The organism is Nocardioides conyzicola (genome assembly GCF_039543825.1).
Taxonomy (GTDB): Bacteria; Actinomycetota; Actinomycetes; order Propionibacteriales; family Nocardioidaceae; genus Nocardioides; species Nocardioides conyzicola.
Map to the genome: position 1 here is coordinate 17,312 of NZ_BAABKM010000002.1, position 25,301 is coordinate 42,612.

25 protein-coding genes are annotated in these 25,301 nt (G+C 71.0%); 9 read left to right on the forward strand and 16 right to left on the reverse strand.

From position 1 onward, the window contains the following. Positions 1–141 precede the first annotated feature (141 nt). From dusB to ABEA34_RS03115, 5 genes are read right to left on the reverse strand one after another with little or no spacing between them, the layout of a single operon-like run. Positions 142–1,281 (reverse strand): tRNA dihydrouridine synthase DusB, encoded by a 1,140-nt coding sequence (gene dusB / locus ABEA34_RS03095; RefSeq protein ID WP_345519166.1) that lies wholly within the window; start codon positions 1,279–1,281, stop codon positions 142–144. A gap of 37 nt (positions 1,282–1,318) precedes the next feature. Further along, complete coding sequence (locus ABEA34_RS03100; protein ID WP_345519168.1) at positions 1,319–1,987, reverse strand: hypothetical protein; 669 nt, start codon at positions 1,985–1,987, stop codon at positions 1,319–1,321. A gap of 26 nt (positions 1,988–2,013) precedes the next feature. Next, complete coding sequence (locus ABEA34_RS03105; RefSeq protein ID WP_345519170.1) at positions 2,014–3,414, reverse strand: glycine--tRNA ligase; 1,401 nt, start codon at positions 3,412–3,414, stop codon at positions 2,014–2,016. 60 nt (positions 3,415–3,474) lie between these two features. Continuing rightward, the gene (locus ABEA34_RS03110; protein ID WP_345519172.1) at positions 3,475–3,795 is read right to left on the reverse strand and encodes an antibiotic biosynthesis monooxygenase family protein; all 321 of its coding nucleotides are present in this window, start codon (positions 3,793–3,795) and stop codon (positions 3,475–3,477) included. A 26-nt stretch (positions 3,796–3,821) separates the two neighbouring features. Then, positions 3,822–4,454 carry a helix-turn-helix transcriptional regulator gene (locus ABEA34_RS03115; RefSeq protein ID WP_345519174.1) on the reverse strand — a complete coding sequence of 211 codons (633 nt, stop codon included), beginning with the start codon at positions 4,452–4,454 and terminating at the stop codon, positions 3,822–3,824. A gap of 106 nt (positions 4,455–4,560) precedes the next feature. Here ABEA34_RS03115 and ABEA34_RS03120 point away from each other — a divergent pair, with 106 nt between their 5' ends. From ABEA34_RS03120 to ABEA34_RS03135, 4 genes are read left to right on the forward strand one after another with little or no spacing between them, the layout of a single operon-like run. Beyond that, entirely contained in the window at positions 4,561–5,454 is an 894-nt protein-coding gene (locus ABEA34_RS03120) for a metal ABC transporter substrate-binding protein (protein WP_345519176.1), read from the forward strand. Then, positions 5,451–6,254 carry a metal ABC transporter ATP-binding protein gene (locus tag ABEA34_RS03125; RefSeq protein ID WP_345519178.1) on the forward strand — a complete coding sequence of 268 codons (804 nt, stop codon included), beginning with the start codon at positions 5,451–5,453 and terminating at the stop codon, positions 6,252–6,254. Before ABEA34_RS03120 ends, ABEA34_RS03125 begins: the two co-directional genes overlap by 4 nt. Further along, entirely contained in the window at positions 6,251–7,258 is a 1,008-nt protein-coding gene (locus tag ABEA34_RS03130) for a metal ABC transporter permease (protein WP_345519180.1), read from the forward strand. The genes ABEA34_RS03125 and ABEA34_RS03130 overlap by 4 nt, the downstream gene beginning before the upstream one ends. Beyond that, positions 7,245–7,643 carry a Fur family transcriptional regulator gene (locus ABEA34_RS03135; protein WP_345519182.1) on the forward strand — a complete coding sequence of 133 codons (399 nt, stop codon included), beginning with the start codon at positions 7,245–7,247 and terminating at the stop codon, positions 7,641–7,643. Before ABEA34_RS03130 ends, ABEA34_RS03135 begins: the two co-directional genes overlap by 14 nt. Here the strand turns inward: ABEA34_RS03135 and ABEA34_RS03140 are convergent. The 4 genes from ABEA34_RS03140 to ABEA34_RS03155 are packed head-to-tail and all read right to left on the reverse strand — an operon-like array spanning position 7,640 to position 11,641. Further along, entirely contained in the window at positions 7,640–9,217 is a 1,578-nt protein-coding gene (locus ABEA34_RS03140; RefSeq protein ID WP_345519184.1) for a sensor histidine kinase, read from the reverse strand. The genes ABEA34_RS03135 and ABEA34_RS03140 overlap by 4 nt on opposite strands. Beyond that, the gene (locus tag ABEA34_RS03145) at positions 9,214–9,984 is read right to left on the reverse strand and encodes an isoprenyl transferase (protein ID WP_345519186.1); all 771 of its coding nucleotides are present in this window, start codon (positions 9,982–9,984) and stop codon (positions 9,214–9,216) included. The genes ABEA34_RS03140 and ABEA34_RS03145 overlap by 4 nt, the downstream gene beginning before the upstream one ends. Positions 9,985–10,023: 39 nt before the next feature. Then, a complete protein-coding gene (gene recO, locus ABEA34_RS03150) occupies positions 10,024–10,761 on the reverse strand; it encodes a DNA repair protein RecO (protein ID WP_345519188.1) in 738 nt (245 codons plus the stop codon). 22 nt (positions 10,762–10,783) lie between these two features. Beyond that, positions 10,784–11,641 (reverse strand): alpha/beta fold hydrolase, encoded by an 858-nt coding sequence (locus ABEA34_RS03155; RefSeq protein WP_345519190.1) that lies wholly within the window; start codon positions 11,639–11,641, stop codon positions 10,784–10,786. Between the two features lie 32 nt (positions 11,642–11,673). Here ABEA34_RS03155 and ABEA34_RS03160 point away from each other — a divergent pair, with 32 nt between their 5' ends. Continuing rightward, complete coding sequence (locus tag ABEA34_RS03160) at positions 11,674–14,073, forward strand: ATP-binding protein (RefSeq protein ID WP_345519192.1); 2,400 nt, start codon at positions 11,674–11,676, stop codon at positions 14,071–14,073. Here the strand turns inward: ABEA34_RS03160 and leuA are convergent. Then, positions 14,048–15,760, reverse strand: coding sequence for a 2-isopropylmalate synthase (leuA, locus tag ABEA34_RS03165; RefSeq protein ID WP_345519194.1), 1,713 nt, complete (start codon positions 15,758–15,760; stop codon positions 14,048–14,050). The two genes, ABEA34_RS03160 and leuA, sit on opposite strands and share 26 nt — an antisense overlap. Before the next feature lie 180 nt (positions 15,761–15,940). Between leuA and ABEA34_RS03170 the strand changes: the two genes are divergently transcribed. Further along, positions 15,941–16,216, forward strand: coding sequence for a hypothetical protein (locus ABEA34_RS03170; protein WP_345519196.1), 276 nt, complete (start codon positions 15,941–15,943; stop codon positions 16,214–16,216). A gap of 81 nt (positions 16,217–16,297) precedes the next feature. On the opposite strand, the gene ABEA34_RS03175 is transcribed toward ABEA34_RS03170, so the two are convergent. Beyond that, positions 16,298–17,569: a DUF222 domain-containing protein gene (locus ABEA34_RS03175; RefSeq protein ID WP_345519198.1), complete on the reverse strand. Its 1,272-nt coding sequence runs from the start codon at positions 17,567–17,569 to the stop codon at positions 16,298–16,300. Positions 17,570–18,320: 751 nt separating this feature from the next. Between ABEA34_RS03175 and ABEA34_RS03180 the strand changes: the two genes are divergently transcribed. The 3 genes from ABEA34_RS03180 to ABEA34_RS03190 are packed head-to-tail and all read left to right on the forward strand — an operon-like array spanning position 18,321 to position 20,457. Further along, complete coding sequence (locus ABEA34_RS03180; RefSeq protein WP_345519200.1) at positions 18,321–18,803, forward strand: flavodoxin family protein; 483 nt, start codon at positions 18,321–18,323, stop codon at positions 18,801–18,803. Positions 18,804–18,856: 53 nt separating this feature from the next. Then, positions 18,857–19,630, forward strand: a complete 774-nt coding sequence (locus tag ABEA34_RS03185) for a septum formation family protein (protein WP_345519202.1) — start codon at positions 18,857–18,859, stop codon at positions 19,628–19,630. Continuing rightward, a complete protein-coding gene (locus ABEA34_RS03190; RefSeq protein ID WP_345519204.1) occupies positions 19,627–20,457 on the forward strand; it encodes a septum formation family protein in 831 nt (276 codons plus the stop codon). The genes ABEA34_RS03185 and ABEA34_RS03190 overlap by 4 nt, the downstream gene beginning before the upstream one ends. Here the strand turns inward: ABEA34_RS03190 and ABEA34_RS03195 are convergent. From ABEA34_RS03195 to ABEA34_RS03215, 5 genes are read right to left on the reverse strand one after another with little or no spacing between them, the layout of a single operon-like run. Beyond that, positions 20,430–20,831, reverse strand: a complete 402-nt coding sequence (locus ABEA34_RS03195; RefSeq protein WP_345519206.1) for a nuclear transport factor 2 family protein — start codon at positions 20,829–20,831, stop codon at positions 20,430–20,432. The two genes, ABEA34_RS03190 and ABEA34_RS03195, sit on opposite strands and share 28 nt — an antisense overlap. Further along, on the reverse strand, positions 20,831–21,763 hold the full coding sequence (gene era / locus ABEA34_RS03200; protein ID WP_345519208.1) for a GTPase Era: 933 nt from the start codon (positions 21,761–21,763) through the stop codon (positions 20,831–20,833). The genes ABEA34_RS03195 and era overlap by 1 nt, the downstream gene beginning before the upstream one ends. Further along, entirely contained in the window at positions 21,760–22,533 is a 774-nt protein-coding gene (locus ABEA34_RS03205) for a siderophore-interacting protein (RefSeq protein ID WP_345519210.1), read from the reverse strand. Before ABEA34_RS03205 ends, era begins: the two co-directional genes overlap by 4 nt. A gap of 19 nt (positions 22,534–22,552) precedes the next feature. Beyond that, positions 22,553–23,821, reverse strand: coding sequence for a class I SAM-dependent methyltransferase (locus tag ABEA34_RS03210; protein WP_345519212.1), 1,269 nt, complete (start codon positions 23,819–23,821; stop codon positions 22,553–22,555). Next, positions 23,818–25,173: an FAD-binding oxidoreductase gene (locus ABEA34_RS03215; RefSeq protein WP_345519214.1), complete on the reverse strand. Its 1,356-nt coding sequence runs from the start codon at positions 25,171–25,173 to the stop codon at positions 23,818–23,820. Before ABEA34_RS03215 ends, ABEA34_RS03210 begins: the two co-directional genes overlap by 4 nt. Positions 25,174–25,301: the final 128 nt, after the last annotated feature.

The window sequence follows — 25,301 nt, forward strand, 5'->3', positions numbered from 1 at the left end:
AGCGCTGATCCTTAGCTGTTGCGGTCGGGGGTCACGTCGCCGGACCGCTGGGAAGGTCACGAAACGGCAACGACGGTCGAGTCAACCACACCGTTCCCGAGGTGGTGGAATCTTCAAACGATCAAAACTGGGTAATCCCGGTCACCCGCCGGTGGTCTCGTTCGCGTCCTCGTGGAGGTGGGATCCGGCGCCGTCGGTGTCGTCGTACCAGCCCTCCGGGACGACGACGCGGTCGCGCGGCGAGCCCTGGCGGCCGCGAGGGGTCCCGAGCTCGGAGACGGGGAAGGACTCCGTCGGGTCCAGCTCGGCGAGCAGCCGGTCCAGGTCCGCGAGCGTGTGCACGAGGCCGAGCGAGCGGCGCATCTCGCCGCCGGCCGCGAAGCCCTTGAGGTACCACGTCACGTGCTTGCGGAACTCCTTGCAGCCCCGCTCCTCCCCCATGTGCTGGCAGAGCAGCTCGGCGTGCCGACGCATCATCGCGGCCACCTCGCCCAGCGTCGGGAGGGTCGCGACCTGCTCGCCGGAGAACGCGGCGGCCAGGTCGCGGAAGATCCAGGGGCGGCCCAGGCAGCCACGCCCGACCACGACGCCGGCGGCGCCGGTCTCCTCGATCATCCGGACGGCGTCGGCGGCCTCCCAGATGTCGCCGTTGCCGAGCACCGGGATGTCGACGTGGTCGACCAGGGCGGAGATCGCGTCCCAGTCGGCCTCGCCGGAGTAGGCCTGCACGACCGTCCGGCCGTGCAGCGCGATCGCGGCGATGCCGCTCTCCTGCGCGATCCGGCCGGCGTCGAGGTAGGTGAGGTGGTCGTCGTCGATGCCCTTGCGCGTCTTCATCGTCACCGGCACGTCGTACGGCGTGGCCGCGGCCACGGCGTGCTCGAGGATCTCGGCGAGCAGCCCGCGCTTCCACGGCAGCGCGCCGCCGCCGCCCTTGCGGGTGACCTTGGGGACGGGGCAGCCGAAGTTGAGGTCGATGTGCGCGACGCCGTACTCCGCGCAGAGGATCTCGGCGGCCTTGCCGACGTAGACCGGGTCGGTGCCGTAGAGCTGCACCGAGCGGGTGGTCTCGAGCTCGTCGAAGACGAGCATGTCCCGGGTGTGCTGGTCACCCTCCACCAGCCCGCGGCTGGTGATCATCTCGCAGACGTAGAGCCCGGCGCCCTGCTCGGCGCAGAGCCGGCGGTAGGCCGCGTTCGTGATGCCGGCCATCGGCGCGAGCACCACGGGCACGTCGACCGTCAGTGACCCGAGGGTCAGCGAGGTGGGCAGCGAGGACATGGATCCATTGTCCGGCGTGAGCGTGGGACCGCCCAAATCAGCCCTTCTTCTTGGGCTTCTTCTTCGGCTTCGGCGGCACGTACTTCTCGATCTCGCCGGTCCAGGTGATCGGGTTGAAGTCCTCGTCGGGACGGAAGCTGACCGCCTCGAGCGTGCCGTGGTCCGGCGCGAGGTAGACCAGGCAGACGTCGGCGGTCGCGCCGGCGGCGAACGGCTTGGGGAGCGCGGTGCTCGGGCAGGCCTTGAAGGAGCTCGCGAACGGCGTCGACTCCAGCAGCAGGTTGTCCTCGTTGACGACGTAGAGCGGCACCCGCCGGCCGCCGAGGTCGGACTCGCCGACGTTCTTCACGCTCACGTGGACGAAGTACGGCGTCGACGCCTTCTGCGCGTCGGTCAGCTGCCAGGCAGACAGCGTCTTCTTGGTCGTGGTCTTCTCGAGCTTGGTCACGGTGAGGTCGAGCGCGCCGACCTCGTCCTGACGCGGCTCGTAGGCCACCACGGCCGCGTCACCGACCTCGAGGTGGGTGCCCTGCGGCGTCAGCGTGACGCCGTCGGGCACCGGCAGGTACGGCGAGGCGCTGGTCGAGCCGCTCGGGCTCCCCGACTTCCCCGACGAGCCACCGGAGTCGGAGCCGGAGCAGCCGGCGAGCACCGTCGCCGAGAGCAGCAGCGCGATCGACGGCGCGAGCGCGCGCGAGGTCCTCATGCGGCCATTGTGCATATGCACGGGGCTCAGCAGCCGACGAAACGCTCAGCGAAGTACGCGACCGCGCGATCGAGGCTGATCCGCTCCTGCGACATCGAGTCGCGCTCGCGCACGGTCACCGCGTCGTCCTCGAGGGTCTCGAAGTCGATCGTGACGCAGTACGGCGTGCCGATCTCGTCCTGGCGGCGATAGCGGCGGCCGATCGCACCGGAGTCGTCGAAGTCGACGTTCCAGCCGGCCGTGCGCAGCTGCATCGCCAGGTCCTTGGCCTTGGGCGACAGGTCCGCGTTGCGGGACAGCGGGAGCACCGCGACCTTCACCGGCGCGAGGCGGGGGTCGAGCTTGAGCACGACCCGCTTGTCGACGCCGCCCTTGGTGTTGGGCGCCTCGTCCTCGGTGTAGGCGTCGACCAGGAACGTCATCAGGCTGCGCGAGAGGCCGGCCGCCGGCTCGATGACGTACGGCGTGTAGCGCTCGTTGTTGGCCTGGTCGAAGTAGGACAGGTCCTGGCCCGAGTGCTTCGAGTGCGTCGTCAGGTCGAAGTCGGTGCGGTTGGCGATGCCCTCGAGCTCGCCCCACTCCGAGCCGGCGAACTTGAAGCGGTACTCGATGTCGACGGTCCGCTTGGAGTAGTGGCTGAGCTTCTCCGGCGCGTGCTCGTAGTGCCGCAGGTTGTCGGGGTCGATGCCGAGCTCGACGTACCAGGCGGTGCGCTGGTCGATCCAGTACTGGTGCCACTCCTCGTCCTCGCCCGGCTTGACGAAGAACTCCATCTCCATCTGCTCGAACTCGCGGGTGCGGAAGATGAAGTTGCCCGGCGTGATCTCGTTGCGGAAGCTCTTGCCGATCTGCGCGATGCCGAACGGCGGCTTCTGCCGGCTCGAGGTCACGACGTTGGCGAAGTTGATGAAGATGCCCTGCGCGGTCTCGGGACGCAGGTAGGCCAGGCCGTTCTCGTCCTCGGTGACGCCGAGGTAGGTCTTGAGCAGGCCGGAGAACTGGCGCGGCTCGGTCCACGCGCCACGGGTGCCGCAGTTGGGGCAGGCGACGGTGGAGAGGTCGACGTCGTCGGGGTTGTCGAGGCCCTTCTTCTCCGCGACCTCCTCCTGCAGGTGGTCGTAGCGGTAGCGCTTGTGGCACGACTGGCACTCGGTCAGCGGGTCGCTGAAGGTCTCGACGTGGCCGCTGGCCTCCCAGACCTGGCGCGGCAGGATGATGCTCGAGTCGAGGCCGACCATGTCGTCACGCATCGTGACCATGGACTTCCACCACTGGCGCTTGATGTTCTCCTTGAGCTCCACGCCCAACGGGCCGTAGTCCCAGGCCGAGCGCGTCCCGCCGTAGATCTCACCGCACGGGTAGACGAAGCCCCTGCGCTTGGCGAGCGAGACGACGTGGTCGACGGTGGTCGGCGGCGGCTTGGCCACGATGGAGCTCCTGCGGGTCACGGCCGGCTGGCTGCCGGTCAAGGGGGAACGTGCGAACGTTCAGCCTAACGACCGGGGCGAGCCGATATTGAGGGTGGTGCCCGGCTCCACCCGTTCGTACGCCGAGGGCTCCTCGATCGCCCGGGAGAGCGTCATGACCGCCCGCAGCTTCACGTCGTACGACGAGAGCGCGCGCCGGTAGCCGCCGACGTTGTCCCACCGGGTGCTGAGCACCCACAGCTCCGGGTCGTCGACGTTGCGGCCGATCTCCCCGCCGGCGTACCCGGCGCAGGCGGCGAGCGCCTCCCGGGCCGTCTCGAGATCTGCCCGGAAGGACTCCGCGCGGTCCGCCGGAACGCGGAACCTGTTGACCACCAGCACGGGGCGACCGTACTCGCTGCGGCGCCTCAGCCCTCCCGTGGGTCGAACCCGTAGGTGAGGGCCCAGCGGACCGCCTGGCTGCGGGTCTCCACGCCGATCTTGCGGTAGGCGCTGCGGATGTAGGACTTGACCGTGTTGATGCTCAGGAACTCGCGTTCGGCGATCTCGGTGTTGGTGAGCCCGCGCACGATGGCCGCGAGGATCTCGGCCTCCCGGGCGTTGAGCCCGGCGCCGAGGCCGAGCCGCCACGACCGCTGCTCGGCCGGGCAGGCGCAGAGGATCGTGTCACGGGCCGTGGCGGGCCGCCGCCAGGCCCGCGCCGCGTCGAGCGTCGCCAGCAGGGTGGCCTCGTCGACGCTCATGGCGAGGCAGCCGTCCGCGCCCTGGGCCAGCGCCTGGTGGAGGAGCTCCGGTCGCAGGTCACGTCGGACGGCCAGCACCGTCGTGGCCGGCCGGCCGACCAGGCGGTCGAGCTCGGTCCCGTCGCCGCCCTCGAGACCCAGGACGTCGTAGAGCACGACGTCGGGCTCGGCGTGCATGGCCGGCACGATCTCGACCTGCGTGGGGTGGCGGCCCAGCATCGCGGCGATCCCCGCGGCGACCATGGCCGACGGGCTGACCACCGCGACCCGGGCGGGACCCTCGGTCGTCACCACCATCTCCGCTCCCTCCCTCCCTCGCACTTTCGTCCGAGAGATACATGTCGCCACTGCGCCGGACGGTTACAGTTGACAATCATTCTCAACTCATCTGAGAATGGTTCTCATGAAGCGCCTCTCCCTCCTGGTCCTCCCCCCGCTGCTCGTGCTGACGGGATGCGCCGCCTTCACCGACGACACGGTCGGTCTCGACAACGGGGTGCAGGTGGCGGCGGCGTTCTACCCGCTCCAGTACGTCGCCAGCCGGGTCGCCGGCGACCACGCCGAGGTCGAGAACCTGACCGCGCCCGGCGGGGAGCCGCACGACCTCGAGCTCACCCCGAGGGAGACCGCCGACGTCGCGCAGGCCGACCTCGTCGTCTACGAGGGCGGCTTCCAGCCGTCGGTCGACGACGCGGTCGACGAGAACGCGGGCGGCGACACCCTGGACGTCGCCGACGTGGTCGACCTGGTGCCGTTCCGCGAGCACGGCGTCGACTCCGACGAGCTCGATCCCCACTTCTGGCAGGACCCGCTGCTGCTCGCCGACGTCGGCGACGCGGTCGCCGACCGGCTGTCGAAGGTCGACCCCGACCACGCGGACGACTACGCAGCCAATGCCGCCGACCTGCGCGCCGACCTCGAGGGCCTCGACAAGGACTACACGGCCGGGCTCGCCGACTGCCAGCGCAGCACCGTGGTCGTCAGCCACGACGCGTTCGGCTACCTGCAGAAGTACGGCATCACGATGGAAGCGATCCTCGGCCTCTCCCCCGACTCCGAGCCGACGCCGGCCGACCTGGCCCGGCTCCAGAGGGTGATCGAGGACGACGGGGTCACGACCGTCTTCTCCGAGTCGTTGGTCAGTCCGAAGACCGCCGAGCAGCTCGCGAGCGACATGGGCGTGCGGAGCGAGGTGCTCGACCCGATCGAGGGCCTGTCCGACAAGACCGCGGACGAGGACTACCTTTCCCTCATGCGCTCCAACCTCGCCGCCCTCGAGGAGGCGAACGGCTGTTGAGCACCTCCACCGACCCTGTCGTCGAGCTGACGAACGGCGCCGTGGCCATCGCGGGCCGTCCGATCCTGCGGCAGATCGACCTGACGGTCCGGTCCGGCGAGTTCGTCGCCCTGATGGGAGCGAACGGCTCCGGCAAGTCGACGCTGGTCCGCGCCCTCACGGGTCTGTGGCCGCTGGCGACGGGCTCGCTCCGGCTGTTCGGCACGCCGTTCGACGCGTTCGACGACTGGCAGCGGGTCGGGTTCGTGCCCCAGCGCGGCGGTGCCACGTCCGGCGTACCCGCCTCGGTCTGGGAGATCGTGGCCTCCGGCCGGCTCACCCGGCGTCGGCTGCTCCGCCCGCTCGGGCGGGCCGACCGGGTCGCGATCGACGACGCGCTCGAGGTGGTCGGCCTCGCCGACCGCGCCCGTGAGGGCGTCGCGTCGCTGTCCGGTGGGCAGCAGCAGCGGGTGCTGATCGCCCGCGCGCTGGCCGGCGAGCCGGAGCTGTTCTTCCTCGACGAGCCGACGGCGGGCGTCGACCTGCCCAACCAGCAGGTCCTGGCCGACACCCTCGAGATCATGTCGGGACGCGGCTCCACGATCGTCCTGGTCGCCCACGAGCTCGGCCCGATGGCACCGCTCATCGACCGCGCCGTGGTGATGCGCGACGGTCGGGTCGCGTACGACGGTCCGCCGCTGGCCAGCGTCGACGTCGCGACCGCCCACCTCGACGGCCATCACCATCACCACCACCACGAGCCGGAGCGGCACGACCACGCACCGCACGTCTCCTCCCTGATCGAGGGAGAACACCGATGAGCGACTACCTCGACCTGCTCGGCCTGCCGTTCATGCAGCGGGCGATCCTCGCCGCGCTCTTCACCGGCCTGGCGGCACCGGCCGTCGGCACCTACCTGGTGCAGCGCCGGCTCGCGCTGATGGGTGACGGCATCGGGCACGTCGCCGTCACCGGTGTCGCGATCGGCCTGCTCACCGGGACGTCGCCCACGTGGACCGCGGTCGTCGTGGCGGTGATCGGCGCCGTCGTCATCGAGGTCATCCGCGAGCGCGGCCACGCCAACGGCGACGTGGCCCTCGCCCTGCTCTTCTACGGCGGCCTCGCCGGCGGCGTGCTCATCACCGGGCTCGCCGGCCAGAGCGGCGCGCGGCTGCAGACCTACCTCTTCGGCTCCATCGTCACGGTCTCGGTCTCCGACGTGATCGTGACGATGGTGCTGGCCGCCGTCGTCGTGCTCGTCTGCGTCGGGCTGGCGCCCCAGCTGTTCGCGGTGGCGCAGGACCAGGAGTTCGCCCGCGTGGCCGGCCTCAACATCCGCGCCTACAACCTGCTCGTCGCCGTCCTCGCCGCGGTCAGCGTGACGGTCGCGATGCGCACGGTCGGGCTGCTGCTGGTGTCGGCCCTGATGGTGGTGCCGGTGGCGACCGCGCAGCAGCTGAGCCGGTCCTTCCGCACCACGCTGACCGCGGCGATGGTCCTGGGGACCATCGCCTCCGTCGGCGGGCTGCTGCTCTCGGCGTACGCCTCCGGGCACGCCCGGGTCGCGCCCGGCCCGACCATCGTGCTGCTGGCCCTGGCCGGCTTCGTGGTCGCGTGGCCGCTCGGCGTCTGGCTGCGGTCCCGCCGCCGGCTGCAGCGGCCCTTCCCGGTGGTGGAGACCGCCGCCCACCAGGAGATCGACCAGCACCCGCACGACCACGGCGAGGACTGCGGTCACGTCGGGGTCCCGCACGGCGACCACGTCGACTACGTCCACGACGGCCACCGGCACGCCCCCCACGGGAGGCACTATGACGAACACTGAGCAATCGCCGCTGCGGCCCACCCGCCAGCGCCGGGCCGTCGTCGACGCGATGGCGTCGTTCGCGGACTTCCGCTCCGCGCAGGAGATCCACGAGCTCCTCGGCGAACGCGGCGAGCAGGTCGGCCTGGCGACCGTCTACCGGACCCTCCAGCGGCTGGCGGAGGCCGGCGAGGTCGACGTGCTGCGCACCGAGGACGGCGAGGCGATCTACCGACGGTGCTCGGACAGCCATCACCACCACCTGGTCTGCCGCTCCTGCGGGGCGACCATCGAGGTGGAGGGACCGACGGTCGAGCGGTGGACGTCGAGCATCGCGGCCGAGCACGGGTACGCCGACGTCAGCCACGCCCTGGAGATCTTCGGGACCTGCCCGCGCTGCCGCTAGCCGACGGACGGCAGGCGCACCCGGAAGGTGCTCCCCCGGCCGACCTCGCTCTCGACGTCGACCCGACCGCCGTGGCTCTCGACGATGTCCTTGGTGATGCTCAGCCCGAGACCGGCGCCGGCCACGGCCCGCCGGGCGGCGTCCTCGGTGCGGAAGAAGCGGGTGAAGAGCCGGTCGCAGTCGTCGGGGGCGATGCCGATGCCGGTGTCGACGACCTCGAGCTCGACGTCCCGCTCGTCAGCGGCCAGCCGGACCGTCACCGCGCCACCCGGCTCGGTGTACTTGATGGCGTTGGAGAGCAGGTTGTCGACGGCCTGCGCGATCCGCTGGGCGTCGAGGCTCATGCGGAGCTGCTCGGGCGCCGTCAGCGCGATGTCGACGCCGGCGCCGGCGGCCGTCGGCCGGGCCGCCTCGACCGACTCGACCACGATCGCCGCGAGGTCGGCGTCACTGCGGTTGATCGGCATCGGGCTGCCGTCGCGCTGCGCGGTGTCGAGCAGGTCGCCGATCAGGCGACGCAGCCGCTCGGCGTTGCGGTGCACGACCCGGAGCTGCTCGACGGCGTGCGGGGGGATGGCCGGGTCCTCCTCGAGGATCTGCACGTAGCCGACGATCGACGTCAGGGGCGTGCGCAGCTCGTGGGACACCAGGGCGACGAACTCGTCCTTCACCTTGAGGGCGCGCATGAAGTCGGTGACGTCGTTGTACGCGAGTGCGGCGCCCGCGAACGCGCCATCCCGGGTCCGCACCGCCCGCGCCGAGACCGAGAGCGCCCGCCGGGTCGCCGGGTCCCGGCCGATCCACATCCGGACGTCGTCGAACTCCTCCTCGGCGCTGGCCCGGTACGCCGGCATCTGCTCGGCCCGCATCGGGGTCCGGCCGTCGACGTCGTACACCTCGCCGAGCTGGCCGGCCTGGCCCTCGTGCCCCGCGGGGTAGCCGATGGCCATGAACTCCTGGTGCCGGCGGTTCATGCCGACGTACTCCCCGTCCTTGCCGAGCAGCAGCAGGCCGACGTCGACGGTGTCGAAGATCGCCTGGCTGACCCGGCGCTGGTGCTCGATCGTGCCCTCGTGCGCCTGGACCTGCTCCATGCCGTCCGCGACGGCGAGCGCGGTGACGACCACCACGAGGGCGATGAAGAGCACCCGCGGGACCATCACGGAGTCGCCGTGGCTGTAGACGGCACCCGGCACCACGAGGAAGAGGACGGTCGCCACGCCGGCGATGACGGCGCCGCGCCGTCCCCACTGCCGCCCCAGCCAGAGCGCCGGGAAGACGGCGAGCAGACCGTTGCCACCCTCGGGCGCCAGCCGCGTCACGCCGACGACCGCGATCGAGCCGACCGGCAGGACCAGCGCCAGCCGCGGGTCAAGCCGGTCCCACGGCACCGCCACACCCAGGACGAACAGGACCACCGCGCCGACCAGCCCGAGCCCCGGGCCCGAGAGCAGGTCGAACCGGGCGCCGAACGCCACGCGCAGGCCGACGTCCACGGCGTACAGCACGCTGAAGAGGACCTGGAACCGACCCGGCTCGGCCATCCAGGCGATCGACCAGCTCCGCCGGGTCACTGCTGGGCTCCGCCGTACCGCCGGTCCCGTCGGGCGTAGAGATCGATGGCGTTCCAGAGATGGCGCCGGTCGACGTCGGGCCACAGCACGTCGGTGAACACGAGCTCGGCGTACGCCGCCTGCCAGAGCAGGAAGTTGGAGAGCCGCTGCTCCCCCGACGTGCGCCAGATCAGGTCGGCGTCGGACTGCTCGGGGACGTAGAGGTGCCGGGCGAAGGTCTTCTCGTCGACCTTCTCGGGGTCGAGCCGGCCGGCGGCGACCTCGCGGGCGATGCTGCGCGCGGTGTCGGCGAGCTCGGCGCGGCCGCCGTAGTTGACGCACATCGTCAGCGTGAGGACGTCGTTCTTGCGCGTCAGCTCCTCCGCGACCTGGAGCTCGCGGATCACCGACTTCCACAGGCGCGGCGCCCGGCCGGCCCACCGGACGCGGACCCCGAGCTCGTGCATCTCGTCGCGGCGCCGGCGGATCACGTCGCGGTTGAAGCCCATCAGGAACTTCACCTCGTCGGGCGAGCGGGACCAGTTCTCCGTGGAGAAGGCGTACGCCGAGATCGCCTTCACGCCGATCTCGATCGCACCCTCGACGACGTCGAAGAGGGAGGACTCGCCCTGCTCGTGGCCCTTGGTGCGGGGCAGGCCGCGGTCCTTGGCCCAGCGACCGTTGCCGTCCATCACGATGGCGACGTGCCGCGGCACCAGGTCCTTCGGGATGGCCGGCGGACGAGCGCCGGACGGGTGCGGCGTGGGCTGACGGACGGCGCGCTTCACGAGGTGGAGCCTAGCCACGCTCCCCGCCCGCGGGGTGGATCAGCGCTCGACGTACATCAGGGACTTCAGCCCGCGCTCGAGGTGCCAGGCGAGGTACGCCGCGACCAGGCTGCTGCCCTCCTTGAGGGTGCGCGGGTGGGTGGCGTCGACGACCGGCCAGTCACCGGACAGCAGGGCGGCGAGCAGCAGGACGGTCTCGGGTGCGGGGTTGGCGGAGCCCGGGACCCGGCAGGTCGCGCACAGCACTCCGCCCATCGACGGGTTGAACCACCGGTGCGGGCTCCCCGGGTGGGGCAGGGTGCCGCACCGCGCGCAGTGGTCGAACGACGGGGCGTAGCCGGCGACCGCGAGCGAGCGGAGCAGGTAGGAGTCCAGGACCTGGCTGGGCGCGTGCTCGCCCGCCGTCATCGCGCGCAGGCCGCCGACGAGCAGCAGGAACTGCTGGACCGACGGCTCCCGCTCCTCGGTCACCAACCGGTCCGCGGTCTCGAGCATCACGGTGCCGGCGGTGTAGCGGTCGTAGTCCAGACCGAGACCCTTGGCGAACGGCGTGATCGTCTCCGCCTGGGTGATCGTGTCGAGGTTGCGGCCCTCGGCGAGCTGCAGGTCGACGTACGTGAACGGCTCGAGGCGCGACCCGAAGCGGGAGGTGGTACGGCGTACGCCCTTGGCGACCGCGCGGACGCGACCGTGCTGCCGCGTCAGCAGCGTGATGATGCGGTCTGCTTCACCCAGCTTGTGGGTGCGCAGCACGATCGCCTCGTCACGGTAGAGCACACGCCCATTCTGCCGGGTGGGGTCACGATCCGGTGCGACGGCGACGGCGCGGCGTGCGCCAGCACCGGGTGGCGAGCTCGACCGCCGCCTCGTCGAGGCGCTGCGGCCGCAGCCGCCACTCCCACGGCGTACGCGCCCGCAGCAACGTGGCCTGGGGCAGCTCGCCGGCGAGCATCTCGGCGTCGGCCAGCGGCCGCGTCGGGTCGAGAGGGTGTCCGACGACGAGGGCCGGTACGTCGATCCGGCGCCGCTCGCGTGCGGACGGGGCCGCCCGGCCGAAGAACAGCCCGTGCACCAGCGCCGCCACGGCGCCGGGCCGCTGGTCGCAGGTGTCGAGCGCGATGCCGGCCCAGAAGGGCACGATGCCGCGCGGGACCGGTCGGGTGGTCCGGCGGAGCGCCGTCACGGCCAGCGGGAGGAAGCGCGCGGTCAGCAGCAGCGGCCCGAAGGTCAGGATCCCGGCCTCCACGCCGTTGTCGAGGATCGGCGCCTCGAGGATCAGGCCGCGCACCCGCTCGGGAGCGATGGCCGCCGTCTCGAGCGCGACGTTGGCGCCCAGGGAGATCCCGCCCACGACGGCCTGGGGGGCGCCGAGGTGGTCCAGGAGGGCGACCACCTGCTCCGCGAACACCGTGACCGAGTAGGCCTGCGGGTCGGCGGGGCGGTCCGAGCGGCCGTGGCCCAACGGGTCCAAGGTGACCACGTGCAGCCCCTCAGCGGCGAGGACGCGCGCGAGCGGCTGCTGCATCCGCCGGGGCAGCAGCTCGGCCGGCAACAGCACCACCCAGGCGTCTCCGTCGCCGTACTCGGTGAACTCGAGCCGGTCGCGACCGGCGTCGGTCTCCACGAACAGCTGCCCGATCCGCTCCGACACCAGCATGGTGGACAGCCTAGAGGTGCGACACTTCGGCCATGTGGAAGTCGGGCCGCGGCCAGCTGAGCCTGCCGTTGGCCGTCGTGGCCCTCGGCGCCGTGCTCGGTGCCGGGGTGCTGGCCATCGCGTCCGCCCCCGAGGGAGCCCAGGTCGCCATCTGGTGGCCCGCGGGTGGCATCGGCGTGGCGTTGCTGGCCCTGACCCCTCGCCGCTGGTGGTGGTGGCTGGTCCCGGGCGTGCTCGTGATGACCGCTGCCGCCAACCTGATCGAGGACCGCCCCCTGGACCTGGCGGTCTGGCTCGCCGTCGCCAACGCCAGCGAGGCCGTGGTGGCAGCGACGTTCCTGTGCTGGCGGCGGCAGGGCCCGCCGGAGCTCGCGGGGCTCGACGCCTTCGTCCGTCTCGTCGTCGCTGCTGTGCTCGGCGGCGTCACCATGGCCATGATCGCCGCTGCCGGGATCTCGGCGCTCACGGACGGTTCGTTCGTGGCGAGCGTGCGGTCGCTGGCCCTGTCCCACGCCGCCTCGACGCTCGTGGTCCTTCCGATCGTGATGGCGCCCAGGATCCACCGACGGCGCCGCCTCGTCTGGGAGCTTCCCGTGCAGCTGGTCGCCCTGGCGGCGGTCACCACGGTCGTCTTCGCGTCCGGCCAGGACCGGTCCCTGGAGTTCCTGGCCCTCCCCTTCCTGATCTGGGCGGCGCTGCGATTCGACGTGGCCATCCTCGCCTGGGAGCTCGCCGCCTTCTCCGTGGTCGTGATCCTCGCGAGCTCGCAGGGACGCGGGCCGTTCGGCTTCGACCTCGAGCGGGGACAGCTCAGCCCGCTGGGGCTGGGGGCAGTGCTCCAGGCGTTCGTCGTCGTCACCACCCTGATGGCGCTGCCGCTCGCGATCGGCATCGAGCAGAACCGTCGACTGCTGTCCCGGCTCAGCGGCAGCGAGAAGCTGACCAGCGCCACGCTCGACACCACGGCCGCGCTCATCCTGGTGACCGACCTGTACGGCGAGGTGGTGCGCGTCAACGATGCGACCACGGCGCTGACGGGCTACGCCGAGGCGGACCTGGTCGGCAAGGACATCTGGGACATGCCCTTCGCCCCACCCGGCTCGACCGGCTATCCCGCCGGCCTGCCGGTCGAGGTGGACGCCCAGGCCAGCCGCGAGACCGACCTGATCCCGGCGGGCGGAGGCAGGCTCCGCGTCATGTGGAACACCAGCTACGTGCTCGACGAGCGGGAGCGCCCGACGTACCTCGTGATCACCGGCACGGACCTCACCGCCGAGCGGACGGCCGCGGGGCTGACCCGGCACCTGCTCGAGGCGGCCGTCACGACCGCGATGATCGGCATCGACCCGCGCGGTCTCGTCACGCTCTTCAACACCGGCGCCGTCAACCTGCTCGGCTACGACGCGCAGGACCGGGTCGGCACGTCGTTCATCGACCTGCTCGACCCCGAGGAGGTGGAGCGGCGCTGCCACGGGGAGACCGGGGAGGCGGCCTTCCAGCAGCTGGTCGCCGAGATCGGCAGCGCCGGCGTGACCAAGCCGCGCGACTGGAGCTGGATCGCGAGCGACGGGCGGCGGCACACGGTCTCGATGACGCTGAGCATCGCGGCCGACACGTTCGCGGCCCGGATCGGCTACCTGTGCGTGGGCCGCGACGTGACCGAGGCCCGGGCCAGCCAGGAGATGCTGATCGCGGCCCTGGAGAAGGAGCGGCTCTCCGTCCAGCGGATGAAGGACCTCGACGAGGCGAAGAACGAGTTCGTCAGCACCGTCAGCCACGAGCTGCGCACACCGGTCACCAGCATCGTCGGCTACACCGAGATGCTCGAGGACGGGTCGCTCGTCGAACCGGCCCCGGAGCAGCTGCCGCTGCTGGCGAGCATCGCCCGCAACGGCCAGCGGCTGATCCTGCTGTGCGACGACCTGCTGACGCTGAGTGGCATCGACTCAGGCGCCGCCCGCTGGGAGCGCAACGCGGTGGACCTCTCGACGATCCTGGCCGGCGCCGAGGACGCCCTGCGCGCGCAGCTCGCAGGCCGCGACCTCGAGGTGGTGGTGATGGCCGCGGACGAGCCGATCCCGGTCGTCGGCGACCGGGTGCAGCTCGAGCGCGCGTTGACCAACCTGCTGAGCAACGCGATCAAGTTCACCGAGGACGGCGGCCGGATCGAGGTGTCGGCGAGGATCCAGGACGGCGAGGCCTGCCTGACCGTCTCCGACACGGGCATCGGCGTGCCGGTCGACGAGCAGGACGGTCTGTTCGAGCGGTTCTTCCGCTCGTCCACCGCTCAGGAGCGCGCCATCCAGGGCACCGGGCTGGGGCTGTCGATCGTGGCCGCGATCGTGGCGACCCACGGTGGGCGGATCGACGTACGGTCCGCCCACCTGGAGGGCACCACGTTCACGATCAGGTTGCCGCTGGCGCGCGGTTGACCGCGCTGATGACCGCCTTGAGCGACGCGGTGACGATGTTGGCGTCCACGCCGACGCCCCAGTAGACCTGGTCGCGGACGAGGCACTCGACGTACGCCGCCGCGAGCGCGTCGCCGCCTGCGGAGAGCGCGTGCTCGGCGTAGTCGAGGACCCGCACGTCCCAGCCGTGGGGCAGCTCGTTGATGGCGTTGACGAACGCGGCGATGGGCCCGTTGCCCTCGCCGTGCAGCGACTGGATCGCCCCGTCGACGTACACGTTGACGTCGAGCGCATCCTTCTGGCCGGCCGCCGACGAGGTGTGCACGGAGTTGAGCTTGAGCGGCGCCTCGCGGTCGAGGTACTCGCTGGAGAAGACGTCCCAGATCGCCTCCGGGGTCATCTCCCCGCCCTCGGTGTCGGTGCGCTCCTGGATGACCCGGCTGAACTCGATCTGCGCACGCCGCGGGAGGTCGAGCTTGTGCTCGGCCTTCAGGATGTAGGCGACGCCGCCCTTGCCGGACTGGCTGTTGACGCGGATGACCGCCTCGTAGGTGCGGCCGACGTCCTTCGGGTCGATCGGGAGGTACGGCGCCTCCCACGGCAGGGTGCCCACCGGCACGCCCTGCTCGGCGGCCTGGCGGTCGAGGTCCTCCAGGCCCTTCTTGATCGCGTCCTGGTGGGAGCCGGAGAACGCCGTGTAGACCAGGTCGCCGGCGTACGGGTGCCGCGGGTGGACGGGCAGCTGCGTGCAGTACTCGACCGTACGACGGACCTCGTCGATGTCGGACACGTCGATCATCGGGTCGATGCCCTGGCTGAACAGGTTCATCGCCAGGGTGACCAGGTCGACGTTGCCCGTGCGCTCGCCGTGGCCGAAGAGGCAGCCCTCGACGCGGTCGGCACCGGCCATCATCGCGAGCTCGGTCGCGGCCACCGCCGTACCCCTGTCGTTGTGGGGGTGCAGCGAGATCACCGTGTTCTCGCGCCGTGTGAGCTGACGGCTGAACCACTCGATCTGGTCGGCGTACACGTTGGGCGTCGCGGACTCGATCGTCGCCGGCAGGTTGAGGATGATCTCGCGGCCGTCCTCGGGCTGCCAGACATCCGAGACCGCCTCGCAGACCTCGAGGCTGAACGGCAGCTCCGTCGAGGTGAAGATCTCGGGGCTGTACTCGTAGCCGATGACCGTCATGTCGAGGTGGTTCTCGCCGTGCTTCATGACGAGCTCGGTGCCGCGGGTGGCGATGTCCTTGATCTCGTCCTTGCCGGCGTGGAAGACCACCCGACGGAAGAGCGGCGCCAGCGCGTTGTAGAGGTGGATGTTGGCCCGCGGTACGCCGACCAGCGACTGCACGCTGCGCTCGATCAGGTCCTCACGGGCCTGGGTCAGCACGGAGATCGTCACGTCGTCGGGGATGTGGTCGCCCTCGATGAGCTGGCGGACGAAGGAGAAGTCGGTCTCGCTGGCCGACGGGAAGCCGACCTCGATCTCCTTGTAGCCCATCTTGACGAGCAGCTCGAACATCTTCATCTTGCGCGCCGGGCTCATCGGGTCGATCAACGCCTGGTTGCCGTCGCGCAGGTCGGTGGAGAGCCACCGCGGCGCCTCGGTGATCACCTTCGACGGCCAGGTGCGGTCGGGCAGCTCGATCGGGGGGAACGGGCGGTAACGCTCGAACGGCATGCCGCTCGGCTTCTGCTGGGTCATGGGGTCCTCGCTGGGTCGGATCTGTGGGTGCGGGGCCGGCGCACGCGATCACTCCGCAGCGAGGGGGTCCGGCTCTGGCTCAGACCTCGCTGCGGCAGCGAAGAAGAAGCTGGCGCATCATGACGCGTTCACCATAGCGCAAGCGCCTCGCCCGACGGCCCGAGTCCCTATGATCGGGACGTGGATCAGGAGGCTGGCGCACCGGCGCAGGTCCGACGCTTGGCGTCCGAGGTGTACGCCGCACACGCCGGCGGCCGGAGCCCCGTCATGGACGGTCCCCTCTGGATCGGAGTCGCGGTCGCCGCCTCCCTGGCGGTGTTCGTCTTCGTCGGCGGCCCCCTGAAGTGGCTGGCTCTGCCCCTGCTCCTGGCACTCGTCGTGCTGCCGCTCTCCGTCCGGTGGGCGCTGGCGGGCGTCAGGTCGGTCGCCGCCTTCCGCGAGGGGCTCCGGGACTAGCGCCTCCCTCCGTCTCGGACGCGCGCTGGCTCCGCGTGCTGGCGTGCGAATGGCCCCGCCGGTGGTGCCGGCGGGGTGTGGTCAGTGGGTATGTCGGGTGTGGGTGGTGTCCCAGGCGTAGGAGTACCCGTACGGGGTGGTCCAGGTGAAGGTCGTCGGGCTGGTGCGGATCACGGTCCAGTCGCCGTGGGTCTTGTACGGGTGGTGACCCCGACACAGGGGTGCGAGGTTGAGGGACTCGGTGTTGGTGCCGTCGAAGTTCTCGAGATGGTCGAGGTCGGCCGGGCGTGCTGGTCGGGTGCAGTGCGGGAACACGCAGGTCGCGTTGGTCAGCACCGCCTGCTCCCGCATGGTCTCGGTCGGTCGGTAGGCGTCCGCCGACAGGTCTTCGTTGAGGTCGATGACCGGGCGGATCGTGACCTTCGTGTTCGTGCCGGCGCACCAGCCCTTCACCTGCTCCACGGACACCGACGACCTGGTGTTCTCCACCCCCGCGGCGCCACCCGTGACGGCGTGCTCGGAGAGGTGCACGTAGATCACGAGCTCCCGCTTCCGCTGAGGCCGCGATTCGTCCTGGGTCCCGAGGTCGAGGGTCAGCTCGCGGCGGGCCAGCGCCCCGGCGGCCATCGACCGGCGGACGTTGAGCGACTCGGTGGAGCCGAGGGCGGCGAGCTCCTTGGCGCCGGCGGCGATCGCGTCGTTGAAGTCGATCGCATCGGCCAGGTCGAGCTCCCCGTCGACGTGGACGGTGCCGTTGAACGACACCTGCTGAAGGTCCACATCCAGGCAGCGTTCGTCGGCGGCCTCCCGGCGCCGCTTCTCCGCGAGCTCCGGGTCGAACCGCCGGACCGCGTCCTCGACGACCCGGTCGATCTGCGCGAACGAACACCGCCCCACGTCGTGCGCGAGATGAGCATCCACGTGACGCGCACCGTCACGGCACAGCGGCTTGGTGGATTGGGCGATCTTCCTCGCCTTCCACACCTGCACCCGACCCGCGGTGACAGCGGCCCAGATCTTCGGGAGCCGGTAGCGGATCTCGACCGCATCCCCCAGGTACGTCCGCCCGGCATCGGTCGACATCCCCAACGCGAGGGCGAGGTCACCGACGCAGAACTCCGCCACCAACGGTGCACCAGGCCCGGCGACGGCGAGCTCGCCCTGGGTGCCGTCCACGGTCGCGGCGTCGTCGATCGTGTCGGTGGGGTTCATGACCGCCCACTGCACGGCCAGCTGCAGCTTGTCGATCTCTGCTTGGTTCACCACGAGGTGGCGGTCGTGGAGCGCGGCCAGCACCTGCTCCGGGGAGTCGTACGACTCCCCGGTTCCGGTGATGTTCTGGCCTTCACTCATAGGTCTAGCCAAGCACTGGCCACCGACATTCAGACCCTGAAAACCCTTGTGTTGACCGGGATGTGGACACTTTCAAGAAATACTTCCGAAGATTTTTCGCGGCCTCCGGTGGGGTGATTACCGGCGGCCGGAAAGCCGGGCGGCGACCGCAACCCACCGCCCGCCGTACCGCGTAGCTGCCTATCGGAGACCAACCCGGGCGGACCCGCAGCCCACTGACAGTTCGCGGTCGTTGAGCTTGTCGAGACCCCCGCACCCGACGTCGGCGGTCGGGTTGCGGGGGTCTCGACGACGCTCGCTGGCGCTCGCTGCTCGACCGCCGGAAAGCCGCGAAGCCGAGCGCCGACCGCAACCCGCCGTCATTGCCTATCGGCGGCCAAACCGAGTCGACCCGCAGCCAGCGCACATCGCCCTGCCTACGCTGCGGGGTCCCGACGACGCTCGCTGGCGCTCGCTGCTCGACCACCGCAAAGCCGGACGCGAGCGTCGACCCGAGACCGCCTCACCCGGCGTAGCTGCCTATCGGCGGCCAACCCGATTCGACCCGCAGCCAGCGCACATCGCCCTGCCTACGCTGCGGGGGTCTCGACGACGCTCGCTGGCGCTCGCTGCTCGACCACCGAAAGCCGGACGCGAGCGTCGACCCGAGACCCGCCGTACCCGCCGTCATTGCCTATCAGCGGACGACCCGAGTCGACCCGCAGCCAGCGCACATCGCCGTGCCTAAGCAGCCCCGTGGGACGCTGAAGCCATGGCGCGTCTGCTGGTCGTCCACCACTCCCCTACGCCGACGGCGCAGTCGTTGACGGACGCGGCGGTGGCCGGTGCGAACGACGACGCGATCGAGGGCGTGGAGGTCGTCGTACGGCGAGCGCTGGAGGCGACCGCCGAGGACGTGCTGGCGGCAGACGGGTACCTGCTCGGGACCACTGCCAACTTCGGGTACATGAGCGGCGCGCTCAAGCACTTCTTCGACACGATCTTCCTCGAGGCGGGTGGGTCGCTGTCGGACGACGGTTCGGCGTCGAGCGCGGGCGGCGGCAAGAAGCCGTACGGGTTGTGGGTGCACGGTCGGTACGACACGACGGGCGCGGTGCGATCCGTGCAGTCGATCGTCGGGGCACTGCCGTGGACCCAGTCGGCCGACGTGCTGACGGTGCTCGGCGACGTCGGCGAGGAGCAGCGCGAGGCGGCGTACGAGCTCGGCGGGACGCTGGCGGCCCTGCTGAGCTGAGCAAGGGTACGATCGCGCGGTCCGGCAACACCGAGGGAGGCTCCGTGCATCGCGTGCGCTTGGTCGTCCTCGCGCTCGCCGCGGCAGCAATCCTGACCGCCTGCGGGGACGGCAACGCGGCGCCCCCGGCGGACAAGAAGGCGCCGAAGCTCGGCGCCTGCCGGGTGCTCGACCCCAAGGACGTCGCCAAGCCGTCCGACTCGACCAAGGCCGTCCCGTGCTCGGACGACCACACCGCCGAGACGTTCGCCGTCGGCGACCTGCCCGACGACTTCGAGGACGTCGACTACGACGACCAGGACCTCGGTGCGTGGGCGTACAAGACCTGCTCGAAGCAGTTCCAGGACTTCCTCGGCGCCGACGACAGCCTGGTGATGCGGACCGTGGTCAGCTGGGCGTGGTTCCGGCCGTCCGAGGCCGCCTGGGACGAGGGCGCCCGCTGGTACCGCTGCGACGTCGTGGGCGGCGGCGAGCAGAGCCGGGAGTACGTCGACCTCCCGACCAGCGCCAAGGGCCTGCTGCTCGGGCGCCCCGACGACCACTGGATGGTCTGCGCCGAGGGCGAGACGGTCGCCGGCTCCGTCAAGGTCCCGTGCACGCAGTCCCACAACTGGCGCGCGGTCACCACGATCTCGCTCGGTGACGCGAAGGACCCCTACCCGGGCGACCGCCTCTCCGAGGTCACGACCCGCGACTTCTGCTCGAAGTCGGTCGGCGCCTGGCTCAGCTACCCCGTGGACTACGACTTCGGCTACACGTGGTTCCACCAGGCCGAGTGGGACGCCGGCAACCGGCGTTCGGTCTGCTGGGCGAAGACCGACCAGTGATCCGGCTCGGCGCGACGCTCGTCCTCTCGGGTGCGCTGCTCCTCGCGGGATGCAGCAGTGACGGGGCCGACAAGCCGGCTCCGTCCCCGTCGCCGACGGCGTCCGCGACTCCGTCGCCCTCCCCCGCCGCGGCCGAGCCGAAGCCGCCCCAGGACCGTGCCTGCTACCAGCTGGACTACACCGAGGCGGTCGCTCCGACGGTCGACGTCGCGCGGATCTCGTGCACCGGAGCCCACACCTCCATGACGTACGCCGTCGGGCCGCTCGACGTCGTCGTCGACGGGCACCTCCTGGCCGTCGACTCGGCCCGGGTCCGCGACCAGGTCGCCACGACATGCCCGGAGCGGTTCGACGCCTTCGTGGGCGGTACGGCGGAGGACCGGCGGCTCAGCATGCTGCGGCCGGTGTGGTTCACCCCGAGCGTCGAGGAGTCGGACGCCGGCGCCTCCTGGTACCGCTGCGACGCCGTCGCGCTGGCCGCCGACGAGAAGCTCGCGCCGCTCACCGGCCGCCTCCAGGACGTGCTCGGCCGGGCGGACGGCCGCGACCGCTACGCCATGTGCGGCACGGCCGCCCCGGGCACGACCGGCTTCCAGCGCGTCATCTGCTCGGCGAAGCACTCCTGGCGCGCTGTGGACACGGTGCCGTTCGCCGCCGGCCGCTACCCGGGCGTGGCGAAGGTCCGCGCCGCGGGAGACGGCCCGTGCCAGGACGCCGGCGCCGCCGCTGCCGACGGCGCCCTCGACTACAAGTGGGGCTACGAGTGGCCGACCGCCGAGGACTGGAAGGGCGGGCAGACCTACGGGCTCTGCTGGGCTCCGGACTGAAGCTCGGCCGCCATCAGCTCGATCAGCTTCTGCAGCCCCTTGAACGGTCGCACCATCACCGTGAAGTCGGTCAGCCGGCCGTCGGCGCCCCAGGTCAGCATGTCGACGCCGTGCACGGTCAGCCCGTCGAGCTCGGCCGTGAACTCGAGCACGGCCGAGTCCTCGGCGTACCACTCACGGACGTAGTCGAGCGTCGGGCCGAGCACCACGACGGCAGCGGAGAGGTACGCCGTGGTCAGCGCCTTGCCGGCCTGCGGCGTGTGCACCGCCGGGGAGCGGAAGACGACGTCGTCGGCGAGCAGGTCACCCAGGCCGGCGGGGTCGCGTGCCTCGGCGATCGCGTGCCACGCGGCAACAGGTGCTGGTCGGGTCATCAGAAGCCCAGCTTGCGCAGCTGCCTGGGATCGCGCTGCCAGTCCTTGGCGATCTTGACGTGCAGGTCGAGGTAGACCGGCGTGCCGAGCAGCGCCTCGATCTGCTTGCGCGAGGTCGTGCCGATCGTCTTCAGCCGCGAGCCCTTCGGGCCGATGATGATGCCCTTCTGGGAGTCGCGCTCGACGTACAGGTTGGCGTGGATGTCGAGGAGGGGCTTGTCCTCGGGCCGGTCCTCGCGCAGCCCCATCTCCTCGACCACCACGGCGATCGAGTGCGGGAGCTCGTCGCGCAGCCCCTCCAGCGCGGCCTCGCGGATCAGCTCGGCCACGAGGATCTCCTCGGGCGCGTCGCTCAGGTCGCCGTCCGGGTAGAGCTGCGGACCCTCGGGGAGCAGGCCGACGAGCAGGTCCTGGAGCAGCGCGACCTGGTCGCCGGACTTCGCGGAGACGGGCACGATCTCGGCCCACTCGGTGCCGGTCTCCTCGCCGAGCCGCTGGATCGCGAGCAGGTGCTCGCCGAGCTGCTCGGAGGTCACCAGGTCGGTCTTGGTCGCGATCGCGACCTTCGTCGTGCGCTTGACCTTGGCCATCTCGTTGACGATGAACCGGTCGCCGGGGCCGGGCTTCTCGTTGGCCGGGAGGCAGACCGCCACCACGTCGACCTCGCCGAGCGTGGTCTTCACCAGGTCGTTGAGCCGCTCACCCAGCAGCGTGCGCGGCCGGTGCAGGCCGGGGGTGTCCACCAGGATCAGCTGCGCGTCCTCGCGGTGCACGATGCCGCGGACGACCGTGCGCGTGGTCTGCGGCTTGTCGGAGGTGATCACGACCTTGGTGCCGACCAGGGCGTTGGTCAGCGTCGACTTGCCGGCGTTGGGCCGGCCGACGAAGGACACGAACCCGCTCTTGTGGCTGTGCCCGTCTTGGGGGGTCATTCGGGTGTCCTTGCGTCGTCGTACTCGGCCCAGATCTGCTCGTCAGTCTTGCCTGCCGCCTTGCCGGCCCGCCAGATGGGGCCGGGGTCGACCGCGCGCGGCTGACGTTGGGCGACGCCGCGCCAGTAGCCCATCACGTCGTACGCCGTGCTCGGCAGCTTGCGCTCGCGCATCAGGTGCTTGCGGATCGCGCGCATCTGCGCCGACTCGCCCGCCATCCAGAAGTAGCCGTCGCCCGATGGCCAGTCGATCGTCTCGACGGCCTCGGCGAGCCTGCTCTGGCCGTCGCCGGGCGGGGTCAGCCAGGTGACGTCCACGCCGAGGGGGAGGTAGGTGGCCAGGTCGTCCGGCACCTCGGCCCAGATCCGCGTCGGGACCGTGGTGGAGGCGGCGATCCGGGCCATCGCCGGCAGTGCCGTGAGGTCCCCGACCAGCATCAGCCAGGCCGCGTCGGCCGGCATCGCGAAGGAGCCCTTGGGCTCGGTGATCGTGACGGTGTCGCCCACGACGTCCCGGGCCGCCCACTCGGTGACCAGGCCGACGTCGTGCACCACGACGTCCAGGGTCAGCTCGGAGCCGGTCCAGGACCGCACCGTGTAGTAGCGGCTCTGGAACTGGCTCGGCACGACCAGCCCGACCCACTCGTCCGGGATGCCGGTGCTCGCGAAGCCGGTCAGCCCCGGACCGCCGAGCACCAGCCGCACCAGGTGGTCCGAGAGCTGCTCGCGCCGGAGCACCACCGCGTCGTACTGCTGGGCCCTCGTGCTCACCGGGCCACGTTATCGGTGCTCAGAAGGTGTGGCGCAGCGGGTAGCCGCTGTTGCCGTCCTCGTCGGTCTTCGTCGCGAGCACGTGGTGGAGCTGGATCTCGTTGCGCTCGAAGGCCAGCCGCGAGCCCGCCATGTAGAGGCCCCACACCCGCGCGGTGCCCTCGCCGACCTCGGCGACGCAGGCGTCCCAGTTGTCGGCGAGGTTCTGGCACCAGGCGGCGAGCGTCTTGGCGTAGTGCACGCGGATGTTCTCCTCGTGCTGCACCTCGAGCCCGGCGTTCTGCACCTCGGTGATGATCTTGCCGGAGCCGATCAGCTCGCCGTCCGGGAAGACGTAGCGGTCGATGAACGCACCGGTGTCGGTCGGCCGGTTGTCGTGCCGCGTGATGCAGTGGTTGAGCAGGCGGCCCTGCGGCTTCAGGTGGTCGCGGATGAAGCCGAAGTACGCCGGGTAGTTCTTCACCCCGATGTGCTCGGTCAGGCCGATCGAGGAGATCGCGTCGAAGCCGGACTCCTCGACGTCCCGGTAGTCCATGAAGCGGACCTCGGCGAGGTGGTCGAGACCCTCCTCCTTGATCGCCTGCTGCGCCCACGACGCCTGCTCGCGCGACAGGGTCACGCCGAGCGCCTTGACGCCGTACACGCGCGCGGCGTGACGGACCATGCCGCCCCAGCCGCAGCCGAGGTCGAGCAGCCGCTGCCCGGGCTGGAGGTCGAGCTTGCGGGCGACCAGGTCGTACTTGGCCTCCTGTGCCTCCTCGAGCGTCGCGTCCGCGGTCGGGTAGAGCGCGCACGTGTAGGTCATCGACGGGCCGAGCACGTACTCGTAGAACGTGTTGGAGACGTCGTAGTGGTGGTGGATCACCTCGGCGTCACGCTGCATCGAGTGCCGGACGCCCTCCATCACCCGGCGCCAGCGCGGCAGGTGCTCCTGCGGGGGCGGCGGCGGGGGCTTGAGGTGCGAGAACCCGAGCCCGCGCACCAGCGTCAGCGCCTCGACGGGCGAGGGGGTGCGGAAGCGCAGGTTGTTCTGCAGCAGCTTCATCGCGTCGTACGGGTCACCCGGGTGCACGCCGTGCAGGTCGAGGTCCCCCGAGACGTACGCGCGGGCGAAGCCCAGGTCGCCCGGCGCGGTCATGATGTAGGACAGGCCGCGCTCGTTGAGGAGGTCGACGTGGATCGTGGCGTCCGGCGGACCGGCCTCGCTCCCGTCGTACGCCGTGAAGCGCACCGGCATCCCTTCGCGCAGCAGTGATCCCACCGCATCTCCGATGCTGATCGTGCTCATCGTCTCTTCACCGCCTTGTCGTAGAGCGTGGTCAATCGGTCCTGCGGGTCGTAGCGACCCTTCACGGCGGCGAGGTTGGCGCCGCCGTACAGCTGGTCGAAGGTCTCGCGGTCGTAGAACGCCTCGCTGTAGAGCGACTTGTGGCCGTCGAGCTCGAGGACCTTCGTCTCGATCGCGCGGTTGCGCGGTCCGTTGGGCGCGTCGGGGCCGACGTGCACGGTGCCCCAGAACCCGGCGTTGACGTACGTCTGGCCCGGCTCCAGCGGGTAGGAGGCCCACTCCCGCGTGGAGACCAACGGGCAGAGCCACACCGGCCGCATGCCGACGGCGTCGTCGAACCACTCGAGGAACGCGGGCAGGTTGGCGACCGGCACCTCGATGTCCTGGATGACCCGCTCACGCAATGGCCGGCCGGCGCGCCGGTCGAGGCGGTCGGCGATCGAGAAGCGCCGGTCCAGGCCGAGCAGCTTCTGGTAGACGTCCGAGCGGCGCCAGCGGCGCGGCCAGATCCTCCGGATCCTGGGGTTCTGGGCACCGAACGCGCCGGAGCACCAGAACCAGTCGGTGTCCCAGCGCCAGAGGTAGTCGTACATCGACAGCCGGTCGGTCTCACGCTGCTGGATGCTCTTGAAGTAGATGTCCTGGCCGACGTAGTCGCTGGTGGCGCCGCCGTCCTCGGTCCAGGTCGCGAGCGTCAGGTAGTACTCCCCCGGCTCGAACGCGACGCCGTCGAGCCCGTCGACCCGCACGCCGTCGTACGACGCGGTCTCGGTGATCTCGGTGATCGTCTTGGCGAGCAGCTCGGCGTCGTCGAAGCGGACGTGCCGCAGCGCGACGTACGCCGGGACCGCCTCGAGCCGGATGCGCAGGCGGGTGGCGTAGCCGAGCGATCCGTAGGAGTTGGGGAACGCGTCGAAGAGGTCGTCGCCGGGCGCGCAGGTCACGACCTCGCCGGCGCCGGTGAACACGTCCATCTCGAGCACCGACTCGTGCGGCAGCCCGTTGCGGAAGCTCGTCGACTCGATGCCGAGCCCGGTCACCGCGCCGCCGAGGGTGATGGTGCGCAGCTGCGGCACGACGTACGGGATCAGGCCGTGCGGCAGCGTCGCGTCGACCAGGTCCTCGTAGGTGCACATGCCCTGGACGTCCGCGGTCCGGGCGTCGACGTCGATGGCGATCACGCCGTCGAGGCCGGAGACGTCCAGGCCCGGCGCGTCGGTCGCCGCGCGGGGGCGGAAGAGGTTGGAGGTCTTCTTCGCCAGCCGGACCGGCGCACCCGCCGGGATGGCGTCGTACGACGCCCGCAGCCGCTCGACCGCTACGTCGTGTGCAGACCAACCGCGCAAACTCACGACACGGAAACTTACTCCTGATCGATATCCAATGTGTTTCCGACCCCGACTAGATGGAGAGTGTCTCCGGAATCACACTGGGTGGGATCGCGCGCCACGACGACGTACCCACGGAAGAGATGGTCGTT